Raw genomic sequence first — 14,728 nt, 5'->3', positions numbered from 1 at the left:
ATAGCTTGCAGCTTCGCGCTAGCGTACCGAGCGCAGTGGCGTGGCGAAGCGCGGCAGGGTCCGCGCGAGGACTTCGGCGACGTAGCCCAGGAACAGGGTGCCCAGCGAGCTCTTGTAATGCTGCGGGTCGGGGCTGCCGATCGCCAGCACGCCGTGCAGGCCCTGGAAGGTCAGCGGCACCACGGCGGCGGAGCCGACCTGCTCGCGTTCGCTCTCGCAGAACAGGAAGGCCAGCTCGTGGGGGCGCAGCACGCCGCAGACGGTCTTGCCGCCCGACAGCAGGCCGCCGATGGCCTGGTGCGCCTCGGCGCTGCTCACCGAGCGGCCAACCGGCAGGTTGTTGTCGCTGAACAGGATCAGGCTGACGTAGGGCACGAGGAATTCGTGGCGCAGGCTGTCTTCCACCGTGCTGACGATTTCCTCCAGGCTGGTGGCGTCGAGCAGGTCGAGCACCAGGCGGCGGGTCTTGTCGAACAGGCGGTCGTTGTCGCGGGCGACATCCATCAGTTGCGACAGCCGATGGCGCATCTCGATGTTGCGCTCGCGCAGCAGGCGGACCTGGCGCTCCACCAGCGACACGGCATCGCCCGGCTGGTGCGGAATGCGCATCTCCGGGATCAGCTCGTCATGGTCGACGAAGAATTCAGGGTGCCGGCGAAGATAGTCGGCGACCTGTTCGGCTTCGAGCGTAACGGTGGGGTCCTGCGGAGTATCGGTCATAAGCGTCCCGGTTATAGACGTACCTGGCCTTCGAACACCCGCACGGCGGGCCCGGTCATCATAACGGGCTGACCCGGTCCTGCCCACTCGATGGACAACCGTCCGCCGGGAAGGTCGATCTGTACCGGCGATTGCAGCCAGCCCTGGCGGATGCCGGCGACCGCGGCGGCGCAGGCGCCGGTGCCGCAGGCCAACGTCTCGCCAGCGCCGCGTTCCCAGACGCGCAGGCGCGCCTGGTGCGGATTGACGATCTGCAGGAAGCCGATGTTGGCCTTCTGCGGGAAGCTCTCGTGGAGTTCGAGTTTCGGCCCGAGGGTGCGTACCGGTGCGCTGTCGACGTCATCCACGCGCAGCACGCCGTGCGGGTTGCCCATGGAGATCGCTGCCAGTTCGTAGCGCTCGCCGTCCACCTCGACGGGGTAGCTCAGCGCTTCGGCGCTGGCCTTGAACGGCACCTGCTCGGGCTGCAGGCGCGGCGGGCCCATGTCGACGGTGACCTGGCCGTCGTTGGTCAGGGTCAGCTCGATCATGCCGCCCTTGGTTTCGACGCGGATGGTCTTCTTCGCGGTCAGACGCTTGTCGACCACGAAGCGGGCGAAGCAGCGCGCGCCGTTGCCGCACTGTTCGACCTCGGTGCCGTCGCAGTTGAAGATGCGGTAGCGGAAGTCCGCGTCCGGCGTGCTCGGCGGCTCGACGATCAGCAGTTGATCGAAACCGACTCCGAAATTGCGGTCGCCCCACTGTTTCACGTGGCGGGGCTGCACATGGGCGTGCTGGCTGACCAGGTCAAGGACCATGAAGTCATTGCCCAGCCCGTGCATCTTGGTAAAGCGCAGAAGCATCGTCGTCTCGGCCTCAGTCCGGCAGCAGGCTTTCGCCGGCGAACAGCTCTTGTCGTGTTGCGTGCCGGCGCAGCGTCTGCGCGGCCGAGCTATCCACCAGCACCTCGGCGGCGCGGCCCCGGGTGTTATCGTTGGAATTCATGACGAAACCATAGGCGCCGACCGAACGGACGGCCAGCAGGTCACCTTCTTGCCGGACGGGATTGCGGAGCCGGGCCTGCAGGCTGCCGGCTTGCCGAATCGGCCTGTCGACGCGCTCGGCGAACGCCGGCGACGACACGTCTGCCGCGAACGGTTGCCCGTCGCGGACGGCGAAGGCGTCCATGGGAAACGCCCTCAGAGACCGTAGCGGTCCTTGCTGTGTTCGTTCTTGGCCTTTTCGTCGTCCGGCAGGTACAGCGGGCCTTTCTGGCCGCAGCCGGCGATGGCGGCGGTCAGCAGGGCGATCGCGACGAAGGGAAGCAGCAGTCGCTTCATGGCGGAATCCTTGTAGTAAAGCGTCAATTGGACCGGAGTATACCGACCCCCCGCCGGCTTGCCTATTCAAGCGGGCTCCCGCCCGGCGGGGCTTGCGGCTCGCAGCGATGGGCGAGTGGCCCTATGATGGCGGGCAAAAATGGAAGTGCCGATGGACTATCGCGATCCCCTGCCCAGTTCGGTGTCGGTGGCCTACCTGCAAGGCCTCGTGGAGCATCTGCAGCGCCGGGGCGTGGAGCCGGCGCAGCTGCTGGCGACGGTACACCTGGAGCCTGCGATCCTCGCCCAGCGCGACCAGCGCATCGCCGCCAGCGCGTACCTGGAACTGGTCGGCGCCGGTGTGCGCCTGAGCGGCGACGACAACCTCGGCCTGCACCTGGGTGAGGCGGTGCGCCCCGGCTACTACGGCGTGCTGGGCTACCTCATCATGAGCTGCGCGACCCTCTCCGATGCGCTGCACCGGCAGGCGCGCTATGCCTCGCTGGTGGGCAACCTGGGCCGCGTCGAACTGGCCGACGAGCCGCCGCGCCCGGGCTGCGAGGCGCTGGTCAGGCACAGCTGGGAGCCACTGTTGCCGCAACAGCAGCGGCAGATGAGCGAAGAAACGCTGGCCGGCTGGGTCAGCTTCGGCCACTGGGTCAGCGGCGTCGATGAGGCGCCGGTCGAGGTGCGTTTCCGCCACAGCGCGCCGGCCGATACCAGCGAGCACGAGCGCATCTTTCGTTGCCCGGTGCTGTTCGACCAGCCGGACAACGCCCTGGTCTTCCCCAGACGCCTGCTGGCGCTGCCGCTCGGCCAGGCCGATGCCCAGGTGCAGCGCACCCTGGATGCCTACGCCGAGCGCCTGCTGGCGGAAATCAACAAGGGCGACAGCGTGCTCGACCGCGCACGCCTGGGGCTGGCGCGCCAGTTGCCGGAGCAGGGCGCGGACCTGGAACGCCTGTCGCAGACCCTGGCGCTGAGCCCGCGCACCCTGCAGCGCCGCCTGCGCGACAGCGGCCTGTCGTTCAGCCAGCTGGTGGACGAGACCCGCCAGCAACTGGTGCTGCACTACCTGCGCGACCCGGCACTGGACAGCGCCGACATCGCCTACCTGCTGGGCTTCAGCGAAGCCGGCTCGCTCGCCCGCGCATTCCGGCGCTGGACGGGGCAGAGTCTGGGCCAATACCGGCGTAAACTGATGCCTTTGACTGATCCCGAGGACGATGCATGAGCACTTTGAGCGAGGCCCGTTTCCATGACCTGGTGGACGCCGTACAGGTAACGGTGGAGGACGCCTTCGACGACAGCGACCTGGACGTGGACCTGGAAAATTCCAGCGGCGTGCTGACCGTGCGCTTCGAGAACGGCACCCAGCTGATCCTCAGCCGCCAGCCGGCGCTGCGCCAGCTCTGGGTGGCGGCGCGCTCCGGCGGCTTCCATTTCGACTACGACGAATCCGGCTCGCTGTGGATCAGCGACAGCACCCGCGAACCGCTGGGCGCGCTGCTCAACCGCGCCACGCTGGAACAGGCAGGCGAGGATGTCGACTTCCCCGGCATCTGAGCCGCAGGCTCGGGTCGCCTCGCCCTGCTGCCGGCGTTGCTGCCTGGACGAAGCAGACGTCTGTGTCGGCTGCGGGCGCACCCTGGGCGAGATCCTGGAGTGGAACGAGGCTGACGGCGAGCGCCGCCGGGCGATCCTGGCGGACTGCGAAAAGCGCCGAAACAACCACTCGCCGAAGTGGTGACTGGTCGGTGTTGCTTATTTTCTGCGCTGTGTTAGTGTCCGGAAAAACCCCGCCTTAGGGCGGGGTTTTTCTTTTTTCGAATTTCACTGCGCGTTCGCCTGCCGAACGTCTTTACTGCCAGAACACCCAGGGCCCCGAACGCGCGAGCGTCCGGGGCTCTCCTGTAAGGAGACTGCCAACCATCATGACCACGACACCCATCACCGTTACTCGACTCGACCTGCAACGTCTGGAGCGCATGCTCGACAGCCTGGATGAGTACGGCCCCGCGGCCGAGGCGCTGGAGGCCGAGCTGGCCCGTGCCACGGTGGTCGGCCACGACGAGATACCGCCGGGCGTGGTCACGATGAATTCCACCGTGCGCTGCCGCGAGGAAGGCAGCGGCAAGGAATACCACCTGACCCTGGTCTACCCGGCCGACGTCGGCGGTGAAGGCAAGGTGTCGATCCTCGCCCCGGTGGGCACCGCCCTGCTGGGCCTGACTACCGGCCAGAGCATCGACTGGCCGGCGCCCAGCGGCAAGACGCTGAAGCTGACCCTGCTGGAAGTGGAATACCAGCCCGAGGCAGCCGGCGAATACGATCGCTGAGGTCGCCCCTTCGCAAACTTCCTTCCCCAGGCGCCCGGCCGAAGCCGCTTCAGGCCTCGGCCAGCGCCCGGTTCAGCGCCTGCTCCAGGCTCTGCTTGTAGCGCAGAAAATGCACGGTCTGCAGCTCCCCGCCTTCGCGCATGGCCGACAGGTCCAGGTCGGTGATGTAGCAGGGGTAGCGCTCCTGTCCGCGCCGGCGGTCGAGGATATGCCGGGCCACTGCCTGGAACAGCTCGCTGCCGAACTCCAGCTCCGAGAACTCGCGGTGGTTGCAGAACAGCGTGGTGCGCGCGCGCTGGCCTTCGCCCGGTTCGACGATGGCCTGCACGTTGTAGAACGGCAGCGCCTCCAGCGGTTGCGGGGCGCCGCGCCTTTCGATGCGTTGCGCGCGCTGGTGGCCGTCGGTCACCACCTCGTAGAAGAGGATGTCGGCGCCCACCGGCCCCTGGGCTTCCAGTAGCGAAATCACTGCGTTGCGGCGGTACTGGACCGACTGCAGGAAGCGTTGCAGCGGCAGCAGCAGGCCCTCCTCCGTGTCGTATTCCTGGCGCCGCCGCCAGAGGGCGTTGCGCTCGTCGAGGATGGTGATTTCCGCGCTGCCATCGTCCAGGCGGTAGAACACCTGCACGGTGTTGGCCCGGCCCAGCGGCAGGATCATGGCGAGGTCGTCGCCCTCCAGCGCGTGCCGGTCCAGCTGCAGGAAGCCGCTGTCGTCCTGGGTGTCGCCCAGGTGCTCGACCAGCGCTGGCAAGCCCTCTATCACCCGGTGACTGACGCTGCCGGGCACCAGGTGCAGCAGATGGAAATGCTGGCGCACCTGCAGCAGATAACGCCCACCCTTGCCGCTGGCGAGCTGGCCATGGGCATCGCGGAACAGGTCTTCCACCCGCTGGGCGATGGCCGTGGCGCGGTTGCGGCAGAAGCAGCGCACCAGCAGGCGCGGCGGCGGGGCGTCGGTGGGCAGCGTGTTGAGGAACTCGCGCAGGCAGTCGAGCAGGGCATGGGGACCTGCGTAGCGGCTGACCAGCAACTCGTTCCAGCTGTTCAGGGTGATCTGGTCGAGGGTCAGCACCAGGTTGTCGCGCACGCCGGAATAGCCGAGTGAGTCGGTGCGCTCGGTGGTCATGTGCACATTCATCTGGCTGTGCTGGCGCAGCGGATCGACGCCGACGTTCACCAGCAGCAACACCTGCGAAGGCACGGCGCTGCGCAGCAGGGCGCTTTCCGGCACTTCGCTCAGCGGCAGCGGTACGGCCTGCTGCAGGCAGCCCAGCAGGTTCTGCAGCTCGAACTCGCTCAGGTCGCTGGCGCCCGGTTGCAGGGACAGCCGCGTGGTGGCGTCGATCACGCCGTTGCGGTGGCTCCAGGCGAGCAGTTCCATGAGGTCGCGGGCGCGACGCAGCGGGGCGAAGTCGGCCATTTCCGTAAGCGACAGGTTGCCGCCGAACAGCGCCCAGTACGGCGGCTTGCCGGCCTCGCCGCCGGGCAGCTGGGCAAGGGTGAGGATGTCTTCGGCCATGTCCGGGGCGATGCCCGGGTTGATGAACTCGACCTTGCCGGCCTTGCGCTCGAAGGCGGCGTACAGGCGCCGGCCGAGGATGCCCATGTCCCTTGGGTTGATGCCGCTGGCGGCCTGCTGCAGGCGGGCGAACTGCGAGAGGAAGCGGTAGCTGTGGGTCAGTTCGTTGACCAGCGCGCGACGCTCCAGCAGTACCTGGCGCACCTTCCACTGGCTGCGGCTGTCGAGCAGCGCGAAGGCGCGGCTGTCCCACTTCCACGGCGCCGAGACGCGCTCCATCACCTTGCGCTGCCAGCTCTTGTGGCCCTGGCGCGGCGGGCGGCTGAGCTTCTTGCCAACCTTCAGGTAGAGGCAGCGGCGGATCAGTTCCAGGCGTTCGGTCTCGCCGCGCTCCTTGAGGTATTCCTCCAGGCGGCGGTAGAGCATGACGTAGGGGTCGAGCTCTTCCACATCCAGGCGCCCGGCGTAGATCGCCTGCTTGTAGCGCAGGCTCAGGCAGGACACCTGCGGGTGTTCGCTGGCGTAGACCTCGGTGAGCAGCAGCTTGAGCACCGACTTGTAGGGCGACTCGATGCCCTTGAACAGTTGCCACATGCCGGCGCCGATGAACTCGCCCGGCGGGATGCGCGCCAGGTGGCCGAGGTCGAGGACGTCCTCGGCGCGGATGAAGCGTTTGCTCAGCAGCGTCTGGCAGTACTCGGCGTAGCGGTTTTCTTCGTAGACCGGCACCAGCCACCACAGCGGCGTGCGGCCGCCGAGCCAGATGGCGGTTCGGTAGAACTCATCCAGCAGCAGGAAGTGCTGGCTGGTGCCGCAGTCATCGGAGGTCAGCCGCGCCTCGCGGGCTCCCTGGGTGTAGTGCTGCGGATCGACGAGGAAGCAGTGCACCTCGGCGCCCTGGGTGGCGGCCCACTGTTCGAGCAGTTCGCACTTGCGGCGCAGCTCGGCCAGCTCTTTTTCCGCAAGGTCGGAGGCATGACAGACCCACAGGTCCAGGTCGCTCTGCTCGGCCTGGGCGACCGTGCCCAGGCTGCCCATCAGGAACAGCCCGTGGATCGGCAGCGGCGGATTGCCGCGACGGGTCTTGTAGCTGAAGGAGCGGGTCAGGCGCTGGGCTTCGGCGAGTATCTCGTCGTCGGGGACGAAATTCGACAGCCCGGCGGGCGTGCCGGCCGAGACATAGCCGGGCAGCAGCGGGTGGTTCACGTCCAGCAGCAGCGGCAACAGTTTGAGGACAAGCTGCTGGCGAGTGGAAAGCGCTTCGCTGGCCCGTTGCAGACGGGCCTGGTTGACCTTCAGGAAGCGCTGACGCAGTTGCGTCAGCACCTTGCGGTCGATGCCGTCGTCGATGTCCGGGCGGATCTCGGGGGTGAGCGTCATGGCGTACTGCTGTCTGGCCAGCGGCGCCGCATCAGCAAATGCGGCGCTCGGAAGTGTGCCAGTTTATCGCCCGCTCGCGGGGGAACTTGAGGTCAGCTGCGCAGGATGCCGAGCAGGACCTGGGCATGCTCGGCGGCATCGAGGCCGAGGCTGGTGAGGTAGCCGCCGTCCTGCTGGTCGATCAGGCCCTTGGCATGGAGTCGGCCTGCTGCCGCCACGGCCTCGGCGGAAGCATCATGGTGGACTTTCAATCCCGCCTGGCTGTTCTCCAGGTCATACAGCGCCAGCAGGTCCAGTTCCTCAACCATTTCTTTCGTGAAAGCCATTCGCCTAACTCCCGATGGTCAATGAGTCTGCAGTGTAGTCTCAAGTCCGACCGGTTCGGCAAGCGCTGTTATGTCGCTGACTCATTCGGCAACAGTGCCGTCGGGCAGGGTCGGCAGCGCGCGCAGGGCCTGCTCGTACCATTCGCCGTTGAACGGGCGGTCCTCGGCCAGCATCGCCTCGATCTCGTGGGCGAGCACCAGGGCCATCAGGTGCAGGGCGTCCTCGCGTTCGTAGCCGACCAGCGTCAGCTTGTTGAACACGGCCCGGGCAGCCGGCGGGTTCTCGCTGTCGATCTGGTTCTCGATGGCCTGGATCAGGGTGTCTTCGGCAAAGGACTCTTCGCCATCGTCTTGCTCGCTCATCACAGGATTCTCCGGTGGGCTTGTGAAGCGCCGGGAAGTTGGCCAACCTGCGGGTCAACTTCAGGTGCGTAAAAGGATTGTCGGGCGACATGATCACCTATTACACCCTCGTCGGCGACCGCCTGGTGCGCCACAACGGCAACGAGTGCCACGGCATGCCCAAGGACACGCTGTGGATCGACCTGTTCCAGCCGACCGCGGAGGAAGAGCAGCTGCTCGAGTCGATCATTGAAGTGGATGTGCCGACTCGCGAGGAAATGGCCGAGATCGAGGACTCCTCGCGCTTCTACGAGAGCAAGGGCGCGCTGTACATGACCACCACCGTGGTCGGCGGCATCCGCGAGCACAAGCCGAGCAGTTCGGAAGTCACCTGCGTGCTGACACCGCACTGGCTGGTGACGGTGCGCTACACCGACCTGCTGGCCTTCCGCACTTTCGAGACACGCACCCAGCGCGGCGGCTGCGAGGGGCGCAGCGACCAGCTGTTCGTCACCCTGATGGACAGCGTGGTGGACCGCATCGCCGACGTACTGGAGAACGTGCAGAAGCAGCTGGACACCCTGGGCACCGACATCTTCCGCGAGGGGCCGTCTGCCGAGAAAGCCGACCTGCAGGAAGTGGTCAAGCAGCTGGGGCGCAAGAACTCGCTGCTGTCCAAGCTCAACGAGAGCCTGCTGAGCATCAGCCGCCCACTGGGTTACTTCCGCCAGGGCAGCAACAGCTGGATCAGCGACGAAGTGAAGCTGGGCATGAAGTCGGTGGAGCGCGACGTGCGCTCGCTCAGCGAATACCAGACGAAGATGGCCGGGGAGATCACCTTCCTGCTGGACGCCACGCTGGGCCTGATCAACATCGAGCAGAACAGCATCATCAAGGTGTTTTCCATCGCCGCCGTGCTGTTCCTGCCGCCCACCCTGGTGGGCACGGTGTACGGCATGAACTTCGCGCACATGCCCGAGCTGCAGTGGCTGGCCGGCTACCCCATGGCGCTGGTGGCAATGGTGATCTCGGCGATCATTCCCTACTACTGGTTCAAGTACAAAGGCTGGCTCTAGGCGGGGTTGATGCGGGTCAAGAAGGGCTTGCGGCACGGGTAGCACAGTGGAGGGCCGTCCCCACGTCTCACAGGAGGAGACCATGTCCCAGGAGCCCAGGCCGCAATCCGAAGCCAACCCGTCCGCCATCGCGGCGTTGCCCGAAGCGCCGTCCAAGGGTGGCGCGCAGATCCAGGCGCAGAGCCAGGGCCCGGTCGCGCTGACCGTCGCCATGGCCCCGCGCGGCAGCGACGAAGATTCCACCTCGGCCCGGCTGCCCGCCAGCTATCCCTACCGCAAGCGCCTGCAGCGCAAGGAATACGAGAAGGCCAAGGCCGAGCTGCAGATCGAGCTGCTGAAGGTGCAGAACTGGGTGAAGGAGACCGGCCAGCGCATCGTTCTGCTCTTCGAGGGCCGCGATGCCGCCGGCAAGGGCGGCACCATCAAGCGCTTCACCGAGCACCTCAACCCGCGCGGCGCCCGCGTGGTGGCGCTGGAAAAACCCAGCGACGCCGAGCGTGGCCAGTGGTACTTCCAGCGCTACATCCAGCACCTGCCGACGGCGGGCGAGATCGTCTTCTTCGACCGCTCCTGGTACAACCGCGCCGGGGTCGAGCGGGTCATGGGCTTCTGCTCGCCGCGCCAGTACCTGGAGTTCATGCAGCAGACGCCGGAACTGGAGCGCATGCTGGTGCGCAACGGCATCCACCTGTTCAAGTTCTGGTTCTCGGTGAGCCGCGAGGAGCAGCTGCGCCGCTTCGTCTCGCGCCGCGACGACCCGCTCAAGCACTGGAAGCTGTCGCCCATCGACATCCAGTCGCTGGATCGCTGGGACGACTACACCCAGGCCAAGGAGGCGATGTTCTTCCACACCGACACCGCCGACGCGCCCTGGGTGGTGGTCAAGTCCGATGACAAGAAGCGCGCGCGGCTCAACTGCCTGCGGCACTTCCTGCACAGCCTGGATTACCCGGACAAGAACCCGAAGATCGCCCGCGAGCCGGATGCGTTGCTGACGGGCCGCGCGGCCCTGATGGACCGGGATGAGCTGGAGCGCCCGACGCCGGCCGTGTTGCCCTCGCCCGAGGCCGAGGCGATCCCGGCCTGAGGCGCTACTGCTGGCTGATCAGCATGAGCTGGCCGGAGACGGCGCGGGCGTTGCGCTCGACGATGATCGGCGCCCACGGACGGCCCGAGGCGCTGACGAGGGCGTTGCTCTTGCTGTTCATGTCCAGCAGCGCCTTGCTCAGGTACTCCCAGCGGGTGCGCAGCTTCTTGCTGGCGTCGCTGTCGGGCAACTGGTCGATGCGCTGGGAGAGGAGCGGCACCAGCACGCTTTCGTCCTGGCCGAGGTATTCCTGGGGTTGCTCGCGGGCCAGTTCCAGGCCGCTCATGTAGGCGCGGCCCAGGTACTGGGTGGCCAGGTATTCCACGCGCACCGGCAGTTCCCACAGCGGAATCTGGCTGGCGTCGGCGCTGGCGGGGACGAAGCGTTCGACCTGGTTGAGCAGGTCGCGCAGGGAGCGGCTCAGGTCCTGGTTGTAGCGCCAGGGCAGGTCTTCTTCCTTGGGGCCGTAGGAAACGCCGTTGCGAATCTGGGTAACGAAGGCATCGTGCGCCTTCTTCAGTGCCTCGTCGGCCTTGGGATAGGCTTTGATGGCGTTGTCCAGGGTGGCCAGGTCCTTCTCCAGTTGGGCGGCGTGGGTTTCCTGGAAGCCTTCGCCGCGCAGCAGCAACAGGCTGTTGATCGAGCGGCAGGTGTAGACCTGCAGGGTCTGCAGTTGCAGTTCCTCGCTGGGGAGGTTGGCCTGGGCGGCGAGGGCGAAGAGTCCGAAACAGCACAGCATGAACCCACGAACGATATCGAACATGGCGGAGGCGTCCTTATTGTTATTGTCAGCCGCGGGTATCGCCGGGTGTGTGTCTTTCTGGCGCCAGAAACGCAGCTATCCCTAGGCTAGCCGCGAACGGAGCCGCTGCAACCGACCGAAAGAGTGATTTGTCGAGGTGAAGGTGCCGGCGGAAGGTCAGGAGGGGGAGGGCTGCTCCGGGGAGAGAGCCGGACCTTCCGCCGGGCTTTACGGGGGCGGGCCGGGATCAGAAGCGCCAGTAGGCGGAGAGGGTGGTCTGGTCGAGATCGATGTCGCCGACGTCCAGGTATTCCTGTTCCAGGCGCACGCCCAGGCCGCCGATCAGGTCCACTTCGCCGCCGAAACCGTAGAGCGGGTCCACGTCATCGGACTTGCCGGCGACATCGTCATCGGCGTGCCAGGCGTGCACACCGGCGATGCCATACAGGCGGATGCGCTGGCCGATGGGAAAGCCCAGGTGCACGTTGGCCTGCAGTGACTCGCCATCGAAGTGTTTCCTGCCGTCGCTCATGTCGCCGAAGTCGACCACCGCGCCTTCCAGGGACAGGTAGTTGTTCAGGCGGTAGCCGGCGTACAGCTTGTAACTGTTGTCGTGGTCGTCGAAGGAGCGGTCGTCGATCTCGAGGCGGGTGACGCCGCCGCCGACGTAGAGACCGCTGTCGTCGGCCATCGCCAGTGCCGGAGCGGTCAGGGCGAGGGCGCAGAGGAGTTTCGAAAGGCGCATAGGATTCCCTTGCGGCTGGCGCGGGGCGCCGGCCGCCTTGCTGTCTTGCGGAGGGTTCGGGTGCCGGTTCGGCGCGGGCTGTTCGGCACCCGCGCGGCGGCGGGGTGCATTAGAGCGAGGGAGTGCCGGGTGCGACCATCGTAGGTTGTCGAGAGAGGCCTGGCTTTTTTTCTAGACGCAGCTGGCGCGGGTCAAACGTGGGCGGCCAGGCGCAGGCGCTCGCGGTCGAGAATCTCGATGCCGCCGTAGCTCAGCCGCACGATGCCCTGGGCTTCCAGGTCCTTGAGGATCTGGTTGGTGGTCTGCCGCGACAGCGAGAGCATGGCCGCCAGCTGGTCCTGCGGCAGGTGCAGCTCGCGCTTGGCGGTGGCCGACTCGCCGTAGCCTTCGGCGATCATCAGCAGGCGCCGGGCCAGGCGCGGCGCGGCCGGAAGCAGCGACAGCTCTTCCAGCACGGCGAAGGTGATGCGCAGCTTGTGGCTCATCAGCAGGGCGAAGTCGCGCCAGTATTCCGGGTGCTGCGCCAGCAGGGCCTGCAGCGGCGCCAAGGGCACCTGCAGTAGCACGGTAGCGCCCTCGGCATAGGCGTCGTGGGTGCGCGGCTGGCCGTCGAACAGGCAGATCTCGCCGAACCAGTTGGGCGCTTCCACCAGCGCCAGCAACGCTTCCTTGCCGGTCTCGCCGACCACGCTGACGCGCATCGCGCCTTCCACCACGCAATACAGGCCGCACGGCGCATCGCCGCGCGCGAACAGGCGCTGACCGGCGGGCAGGCGACGCACCACGGCGGCGTCGCACAACGCCTGGCGCAGGCCCTCGGGAAGGGTCTGGAACCAGCGGCCGTCTTGCAGGCAGGCGAGGTAGGGCTTGGCGTCGGTCATGGGCAATGTCGGCTAGCTGACAGAGTGGCGGGGCACAGATCGCCATCATGCCAGTACCTTGCGGGAGAACAACAATGAAAACTCTGGTCGACCACCTTGCCCAATATGCCGCCTACCACCGTGACCGGCGGAACATCGTCAGCCATTTCATCGGCATCCCGATGATCGTGCTGGCCATCGCCACCCTGCTGTCGCGCCCCGGTTTCGAACTGGCCGGCCTGCTGGTTTCGCCCGCCACGCTGCTGGCGCTGGCCTCGGTGGTCTTCTATTTGCGCCTGGACCTGCGCTTCGGCCTGCTCATGACCGCGCTGCTGGCACTGTCGCTATGGCTGGGCGCCGGCTTTGCCGCCGGCAGCACCGCCTACTGGCTGACCTGGGGCGTCGGCCTGTTCGTGGTGGGCTGGATCATCCAGTTCGTCGGCCACTGGTACGAGGGGCGCAAGCCGGCCTTCGTCGATGACCTCACCGGGCTGATCGTCGGCCCGCTGTTCGTCGCCGCCGAAGCGGCCTTCCTGCTCGGCCTGCGCGATGACGTGCGCCACGCCGTGGAAGAACGCGCCGGCCCCACCTGCATCCGCGAGAAGAAGGCGACTGCCTGAACCGCTTCAGTCCGTCCCGCTGAGCTGGCGCAGGATACGGGCGCTGTCGGGGTCGGCCGGGAAGAAGGTTTCCAGGGCCAGCTCCGACAGCGTCACGTCCACCGGCGTGCCGAACACCGTGATGGTGCCGATCAGGCTGCACACGCCCAGCTCCGTCTGCAGCTGCACCGGGATCAGCACCATGTCGCCGCTGGCCGCCTCGTCGTAGGGCGGCGCCGGATAGTCCGCCACCTCGTCGCGCAGCGCCGCCAGAGCGGGGTCGCCGCTGGCCTCGAAGTCGCGCTGCAAGCGCTCCACCACATGCGCCTTCCACGGCCCCAGGTTGAGGATGCGCGGCGCCAGCCCCTTGGGGTGCAGACTCATGCGCAGCACGTTGATCGGCGGCTGCAGCAGTTCCGGGTCGACGCCGATCAGGAAGATATCCACCGTGCGGTTCGACGCCAGCAGGTTCCAGTGGCGGTCCACCACCATCGCCGGGTTCGGTTCGTGGGCCTTGAGCAACTGGTCGATCGCCTGCCGGGCCACTGTCAGCGCCGGGTCGTCCAGACCCTTCTCCGAATACACCGGGGCGTAGCCGGCGGCGCTGAGCAGGCGGTTGCGTTCGCGCAGGGGGATGTCCAGCTGTTCGGCCAGATGCAGGAGCATCTCGCGGCTGGGCAAGGCTCGCCCGGTTTCGACGAAACTCAGGTGGCGCGTGGAAATCTCCGCGTCGCAGGCGAGGTCGAGCTGGCTGAGCCGGCGGCGCTGCCGCCACTGGCGGAGCAGGGCGCCGACTGGTTGGGCCGGGTTGTTCTGGGCTGGACTGTTCATGGCTTCGAACGATAGACCTGCACAGGCCGTACGGCCATTACCTGGCAGGTAATCGACGCACCTACGTCGTCGGCGGATTCTTCAGCCACACGTCGCCAACCGGCGGCGACCCTTGAAGGAGCTTCGCCATGACTCTGCTGCAATCCTCCCCGCTGCTTCGCCTGACCCTGAAAGTCGATGCCATCGCCGGTGGCGCCATGGGCCTCTTGATGGCCTTGGCCGCGCAACCGCTGGGCGAGCTGCTGGGCCTGCCCTTCGTCCTGCTGCTGGTGGCCGGCATCGTGCTGCTGCCGTTGGCGCTGGTGCTCTACTGGATGAGCAACCAGGCGGTGCTGTCGCGCACCGGCGTCTGGGCGGTGATCGCCTTGAACGCGCTGTGGGTGGTGGAGAGCGTCGCCCTGCTGGTCACCGGCTATGTCCAGCCCACCGCCCTGGGCTACGCCTTCGTCATCGGCCAGGCGCTGGTAGTCCTGCTGCTGGCGGAGCTGGAGTTCTTCGGGCTGCGCCGGTCGGCGATGCTGGCCTTGTGAATGCAACAACAGTAGGGCGCATAACGCGCCAGCGTTATCCGCCGGACCGGAGCCGGCGGATAACCTGTTCCAGGTTATGCGCCCTACGCTGTTGGTTCGCTCTTGTTCCGGGCATTGGGTTCGCGAGCAAGCTCGCTCCTACAGGGTGCGCTCTTCGTAGGAGCGAGCTTGCTCGCGAACCGCTTTGCGCCAAACTTCGCAGATGAACTTTGTAGGATGGGTGGAGCGCAGCGATACCCATGCGTTCGGTGCACGGAATTGATGGGTATAGCTGCGCTCCACCCATCCTACAAAGTTAATCTGCGAAGTTTGGCGCAAAGCGGTTTGGGGGGGG

At 66.8% G+C, this 14,728-nt stretch carries 19 protein-coding genes and 1 pseudogene; 8 read left to right on the top strand and 12 right to left on the bottom strand.

The genetic code is table 11. The features are described 5' to 3' along the window. Positions 1 to 18: 18 nt before the first annotated feature. The 4 genes and pseudogenes from ACCC94_RS13370 to lptM all read right to left on the bottom strand — a co-directional run bounded on the left by ACCC94_RS13370 (position 19) and on the right by lptM (position 2,039). On the bottom strand, positions 19 to 720 hold the full coding sequence (locus ACCC94_RS13370; protein WP_088419939.1) for a DUF484 family protein: 702 nt from the start codon (positions 718 to 720) through the stop codon (positions 19 to 21). Positions 721 to 731: 11 nt separating this feature from the next. Further along, positions 732 to 1,562, bottom strand: a complete 831-nt coding sequence (gene dapF / locus ACCC94_RS13365) for a diaminopimelate epimerase (protein WP_413349927.1) — start codon at positions 1,560 to 1,562, stop codon at positions 732 to 734. A 13-nt stretch (positions 1,563 to 1,575) separates the two neighbouring features. Further along, positions 1,576 to 1,887, bottom strand: a pseudogene (locus ACCC94_RS13360) (diaminopimelate decarboxylase); the annotation flags it as partial. 11 nt (positions 1,888 to 1,898) lie between these two features. Then, complete coding sequence (gene lptM / locus ACCC94_RS13355) at positions 1,899 to 2,039, bottom strand: LPS translocon maturation chaperone LptM (RefSeq protein WP_017520757.1); 141 nt, start codon at positions 2,037 to 2,039, stop codon at positions 1,899 to 1,901. Between the two features lie 151 nt (positions 2,040 to 2,190). Here lptM and ACCC94_RS13350 point away from each other — a divergent pair, with 151 nt between their 5' ends. The 4 genes from ACCC94_RS13350 to rnk all read left to right on the top strand — a co-directional run bounded on the left by ACCC94_RS13350 (position 2,191) and on the right by rnk (position 4,357). Beyond that, on the top strand, positions 2,191 to 3,252 hold the full coding sequence (locus tag ACCC94_RS13350) for an AraC family transcriptional regulator (RefSeq protein WP_413349926.1): 1,062 nt from the start codon (positions 2,191 to 2,193) through the stop codon (positions 3,250 to 3,252). Next, the gene (gene cyaY, locus ACCC94_RS13345) at positions 3,249 to 3,584 is read left to right on the top strand and encodes an iron donor protein CyaY (protein ID WP_015479506.1); all 336 of its coding nucleotides are present in this window, start codon (positions 3,249 to 3,251) and stop codon (positions 3,582 to 3,584) included. The genes ACCC94_RS13350 and cyaY overlap by 4 nt, the downstream gene beginning before the upstream one ends. Then, entirely contained in the window at positions 3,562 to 3,768 is a 207-nt protein-coding gene (locus ACCC94_RS13340; RefSeq protein ID WP_413349925.1) for a DUF1289 domain-containing protein, read from the top strand. The genes cyaY and ACCC94_RS13340 overlap by 23 nt, the downstream gene beginning before the upstream one ends. 184 nt (positions 3,769 to 3,952) lie before the next feature. Beyond that, entirely contained in the window at positions 3,953 to 4,357 is a 405-nt protein-coding gene (gene rnk, locus ACCC94_RS13335; RefSeq protein ID WP_413349924.1) for a nucleoside diphosphate kinase regulator, read from the top strand. 49 nt (positions 4,358 to 4,406) lie between these two features. Here rnk and ACCC94_RS13330 read toward each other — a convergent pair whose 3' ends face one another. The 3 genes from ACCC94_RS13330 to ACCC94_RS13320 form a co-directional block, all read right to left on the bottom strand. Then, a complete protein-coding gene (locus ACCC94_RS13330; RefSeq protein ID WP_413349923.1) occupies positions 4,407 to 7,256 on the bottom strand; it encodes a class I adenylate cyclase in 2,850 nt (949 codons plus the stop codon). 92 nt (positions 7,257 to 7,348) lie between these two features. Continuing rightward, positions 7,349 to 7,582 carry a TIGR02647 family protein gene (locus ACCC94_RS13325; RefSeq protein ID WP_413349922.1) on the bottom strand — a complete coding sequence of 78 codons (234 nt, stop codon included), beginning with the start codon at positions 7,580 to 7,582 and terminating at the stop codon, positions 7,349 to 7,351. Positions 7,583 to 7,663: 81 nt separating this feature from the next. Continuing rightward, positions 7,664 to 7,945: a hypothetical protein gene (locus ACCC94_RS13320; RefSeq protein ID WP_413349921.1), complete on the bottom strand. Its 282-nt coding sequence runs from the start codon at positions 7,943 to 7,945 to the stop codon at positions 7,664 to 7,666. Positions 7,946 to 8,034: 89 nt separating this feature from the next. Between ACCC94_RS13320 and ACCC94_RS13315 the strand changes: the two genes are divergently transcribed. Both ACCC94_RS13315 and ppk2 read left to right on the top strand, forming a co-directional pair. Continuing rightward, the gene (locus ACCC94_RS13315; RefSeq protein ID WP_413349920.1) at positions 8,035 to 9,000 is read left to right on the top strand and encodes a magnesium transporter CorA family protein; all 966 of its coding nucleotides are present in this window, start codon (positions 8,035 to 8,037) and stop codon (positions 8,998 to 9,000) included. A 211-nt stretch (positions 9,001 to 9,211) separates the two neighbouring features. Beyond that, positions 9,212 to 10,087 carry a polyphosphate kinase 2 gene (gene ppk2, locus ACCC94_RS13310; RefSeq protein WP_413349940.1) on the top strand — a complete coding sequence of 292 codons (876 nt, stop codon included), beginning with the start codon at positions 9,212 to 9,214 and terminating at the stop codon, positions 10,085 to 10,087. Between the two features lie 4 nt (positions 10,088 to 10,091). Here ppk2 and ACCC94_RS13305 read toward each other — a convergent pair whose 3' ends face one another. The 3 genes from ACCC94_RS13305 to ACCC94_RS13295 form a co-directional block, all read right to left on the bottom strand. Continuing rightward, the gene (locus ACCC94_RS13305) at positions 10,092 to 10,850 is read right to left on the bottom strand and encodes a hypothetical protein (RefSeq protein WP_413349919.1); all 759 of its coding nucleotides are present in this window, start codon (positions 10,848 to 10,850) and stop codon (positions 10,092 to 10,094) included. Positions 10,851 to 11,076: 226 nt separating this feature from the next. Continuing rightward, entirely contained in the window at positions 11,077 to 11,574 is a 498-nt protein-coding gene (locus ACCC94_RS13300; protein WP_413349918.1) for an outer membrane beta-barrel protein, read from the bottom strand. Positions 11,575 to 11,765: 191 nt separating this feature from the next. Then, the gene (locus tag ACCC94_RS13295; RefSeq protein ID WP_413349917.1) at positions 11,766 to 12,455 is read right to left on the bottom strand and encodes a Crp/Fnr family transcriptional regulator; all 690 of its coding nucleotides are present in this window, start codon (positions 12,453 to 12,455) and stop codon (positions 11,766 to 11,768) included. Positions 12,456 to 12,529: 74 nt separating this feature from the next. Between ACCC94_RS13295 and ACCC94_RS13290 the strand changes: the two genes are divergently transcribed. Beyond that, positions 12,530 to 13,054 (top strand): DUF962 domain-containing protein, encoded by a 525-nt coding sequence (locus tag ACCC94_RS13290; protein WP_413349916.1) that lies wholly within the window; start codon positions 12,530 to 12,532, stop codon positions 13,052 to 13,054. A gap of 6 nt (positions 13,055 to 13,060) precedes the next feature. Here the strand turns inward: ACCC94_RS13290 and ACCC94_RS13285 are convergent, their stop codons facing one another. Continuing rightward, complete coding sequence (locus ACCC94_RS13285) at positions 13,061 to 13,864, bottom strand: helix-turn-helix domain-containing protein (RefSeq protein ID WP_413349915.1); 804 nt, start codon at positions 13,862 to 13,864, stop codon at positions 13,061 to 13,063. Between the two features lie 128 nt (positions 13,865 to 13,992). Here ACCC94_RS13285 and ACCC94_RS13280 point away from each other — a divergent pair, with 128 nt between their 5' ends. Beyond that, positions 13,993 to 14,394, top strand: coding sequence for a hypothetical protein (locus ACCC94_RS13280; protein ID WP_413349914.1), 402 nt, complete (start codon positions 13,993 to 13,995; stop codon positions 14,392 to 14,394). A 138-nt stretch (positions 14,395 to 14,532) separates the two neighbouring features. On the opposite strand, the gene ACCC94_RS13275 is transcribed toward ACCC94_RS13280, so the two are convergent. Further along, positions 14,533 to 14,728, bottom strand: a 196-nt coding sequence (locus tag ACCC94_RS13275; RefSeq protein WP_413349913.1) for a hypothetical protein, incomplete at its 5' end; no start/stop codon positions are given.

Source organism: Pseudomonas sp. Pseusp97, assembly GCF_047304025.1.
Taxonomy (GTDB): Bacteria; Pseudomonadota; Gammaproteobacteria; order Pseudomonadales; family Pseudomonadaceae; genus Pseudomonas.
The sequence above is the reverse complement of the archived record's forward strand: the minus strand, read 5'-3'. Positions and strand labels throughout refer to the sequence as shown.

Bases quoted from the DNA above. Each gene is read 5' to 3' on its own strand.
- ACCC94_RS13370 (WP_088419939.1), bottom strand. From the start codon at position 720: ATGACCGATACTCCGCAGGACCCCACCGTTACGCTCGAAGCCGAACAG.
- dapF (WP_413349927.1), bottom strand. From the start codon at position 1,562: ATGCTTCTGCGCTTTACCAAGATGCACGGGCTGGGCAATGACTTCATG.
- lptM (WP_017520757.1), bottom strand. From the start codon at position 2,039: ATGAAGCGACTGCTGCTTCCCTTCGTCGCGATCGCCCTGCTGACCGCC.
- ACCC94_RS13350 (WP_413349926.1), top strand. From the start codon at position 2,191: ATGGACTATCGCGATCCCCTGCCCAGTTCGGTGTCGGTGGCCTACCTG.
- cyaY (WP_015479506.1), top strand. From the start codon at position 3,249: ATGAGCACTTTGAGCGAGGCCCGTTTCCATGACCTGGTGGACGCCGTA.
- ACCC94_RS13340 (WP_413349925.1), top strand. From the start codon at position 3,562: ATGTCGACTTCCCCGGCATCTGAGCCGCAGGCTCGGGTCGCCTCGCCC.
- rnk (WP_413349924.1), top strand. From the start codon at position 3,953: ATGACCACGACACCCATCACCGTTACTCGACTCGACCTGCAACGTCTG.
- ACCC94_RS13330 (WP_413349923.1), bottom strand. From the start codon at position 7,256: ATGACGCTCACCCCCGAGATCCGCCCGGACATCGACGACGGCATCGAC.
- ACCC94_RS13325 (WP_413349922.1), bottom strand. From the start codon at position 7,582: ATGGCTTTCACGAAAGAAATGGTTGAGGAACTGGACCTGCTGGCGCTG.
- ACCC94_RS13320 (WP_413349921.1), bottom strand. From the start codon at position 7,945: ATGAGCGAGCAAGACGATGGCGAAGAGTCCTTTGCCGAAGACACCCTG.
- ACCC94_RS13315 (WP_413349920.1), top strand. From the start codon at position 8,035: ATGATCACCTATTACACCCTCGTCGGCGACCGCCTGGTGCGCCACAAC.
- ppk2 (WP_413349940.1), top strand. From the start codon at position 9,212: ATGGCCCCGCGCGGCAGCGACGAAGATTCCACCTCGGCCCGGCTGCCC.
- ACCC94_RS13305 (WP_413349919.1), bottom strand. From the start codon at position 10,850: ATGTTCGATATCGTTCGTGGGTTCATGCTGTGCTGTTTCGGACTCTTC.
- ACCC94_RS13300 (WP_413349918.1), bottom strand. From the start codon at position 11,574: ATGCGCCTTTCGAAACTCCTCTGCGCCCTCGCCCTGACCGCTCCGGCA.
- ACCC94_RS13295 (WP_413349917.1), bottom strand. From the start codon at position 12,455: ATGACCGACGCCAAGCCCTACCTCGCCTGCCTGCAAGACGGCCGCTGG.
- ACCC94_RS13290 (WP_413349916.1), top strand. From the start codon at position 12,530: ATGAAAACTCTGGTCGACCACCTTGCCCAATATGCCGCCTACCACCGT.
- ACCC94_RS13285 (WP_413349915.1), bottom strand. From the start codon at position 13,864: ATGAACAGTCCAGCCCAGAACAACCCGGCCCAACCAGTCGGCGCCCTG.
- ACCC94_RS13280 (WP_413349914.1), top strand. From the start codon at position 13,993: ATGACTCTGCTGCAATCCTCCCCGCTGCTTCGCCTGACCCTGAAAGTC.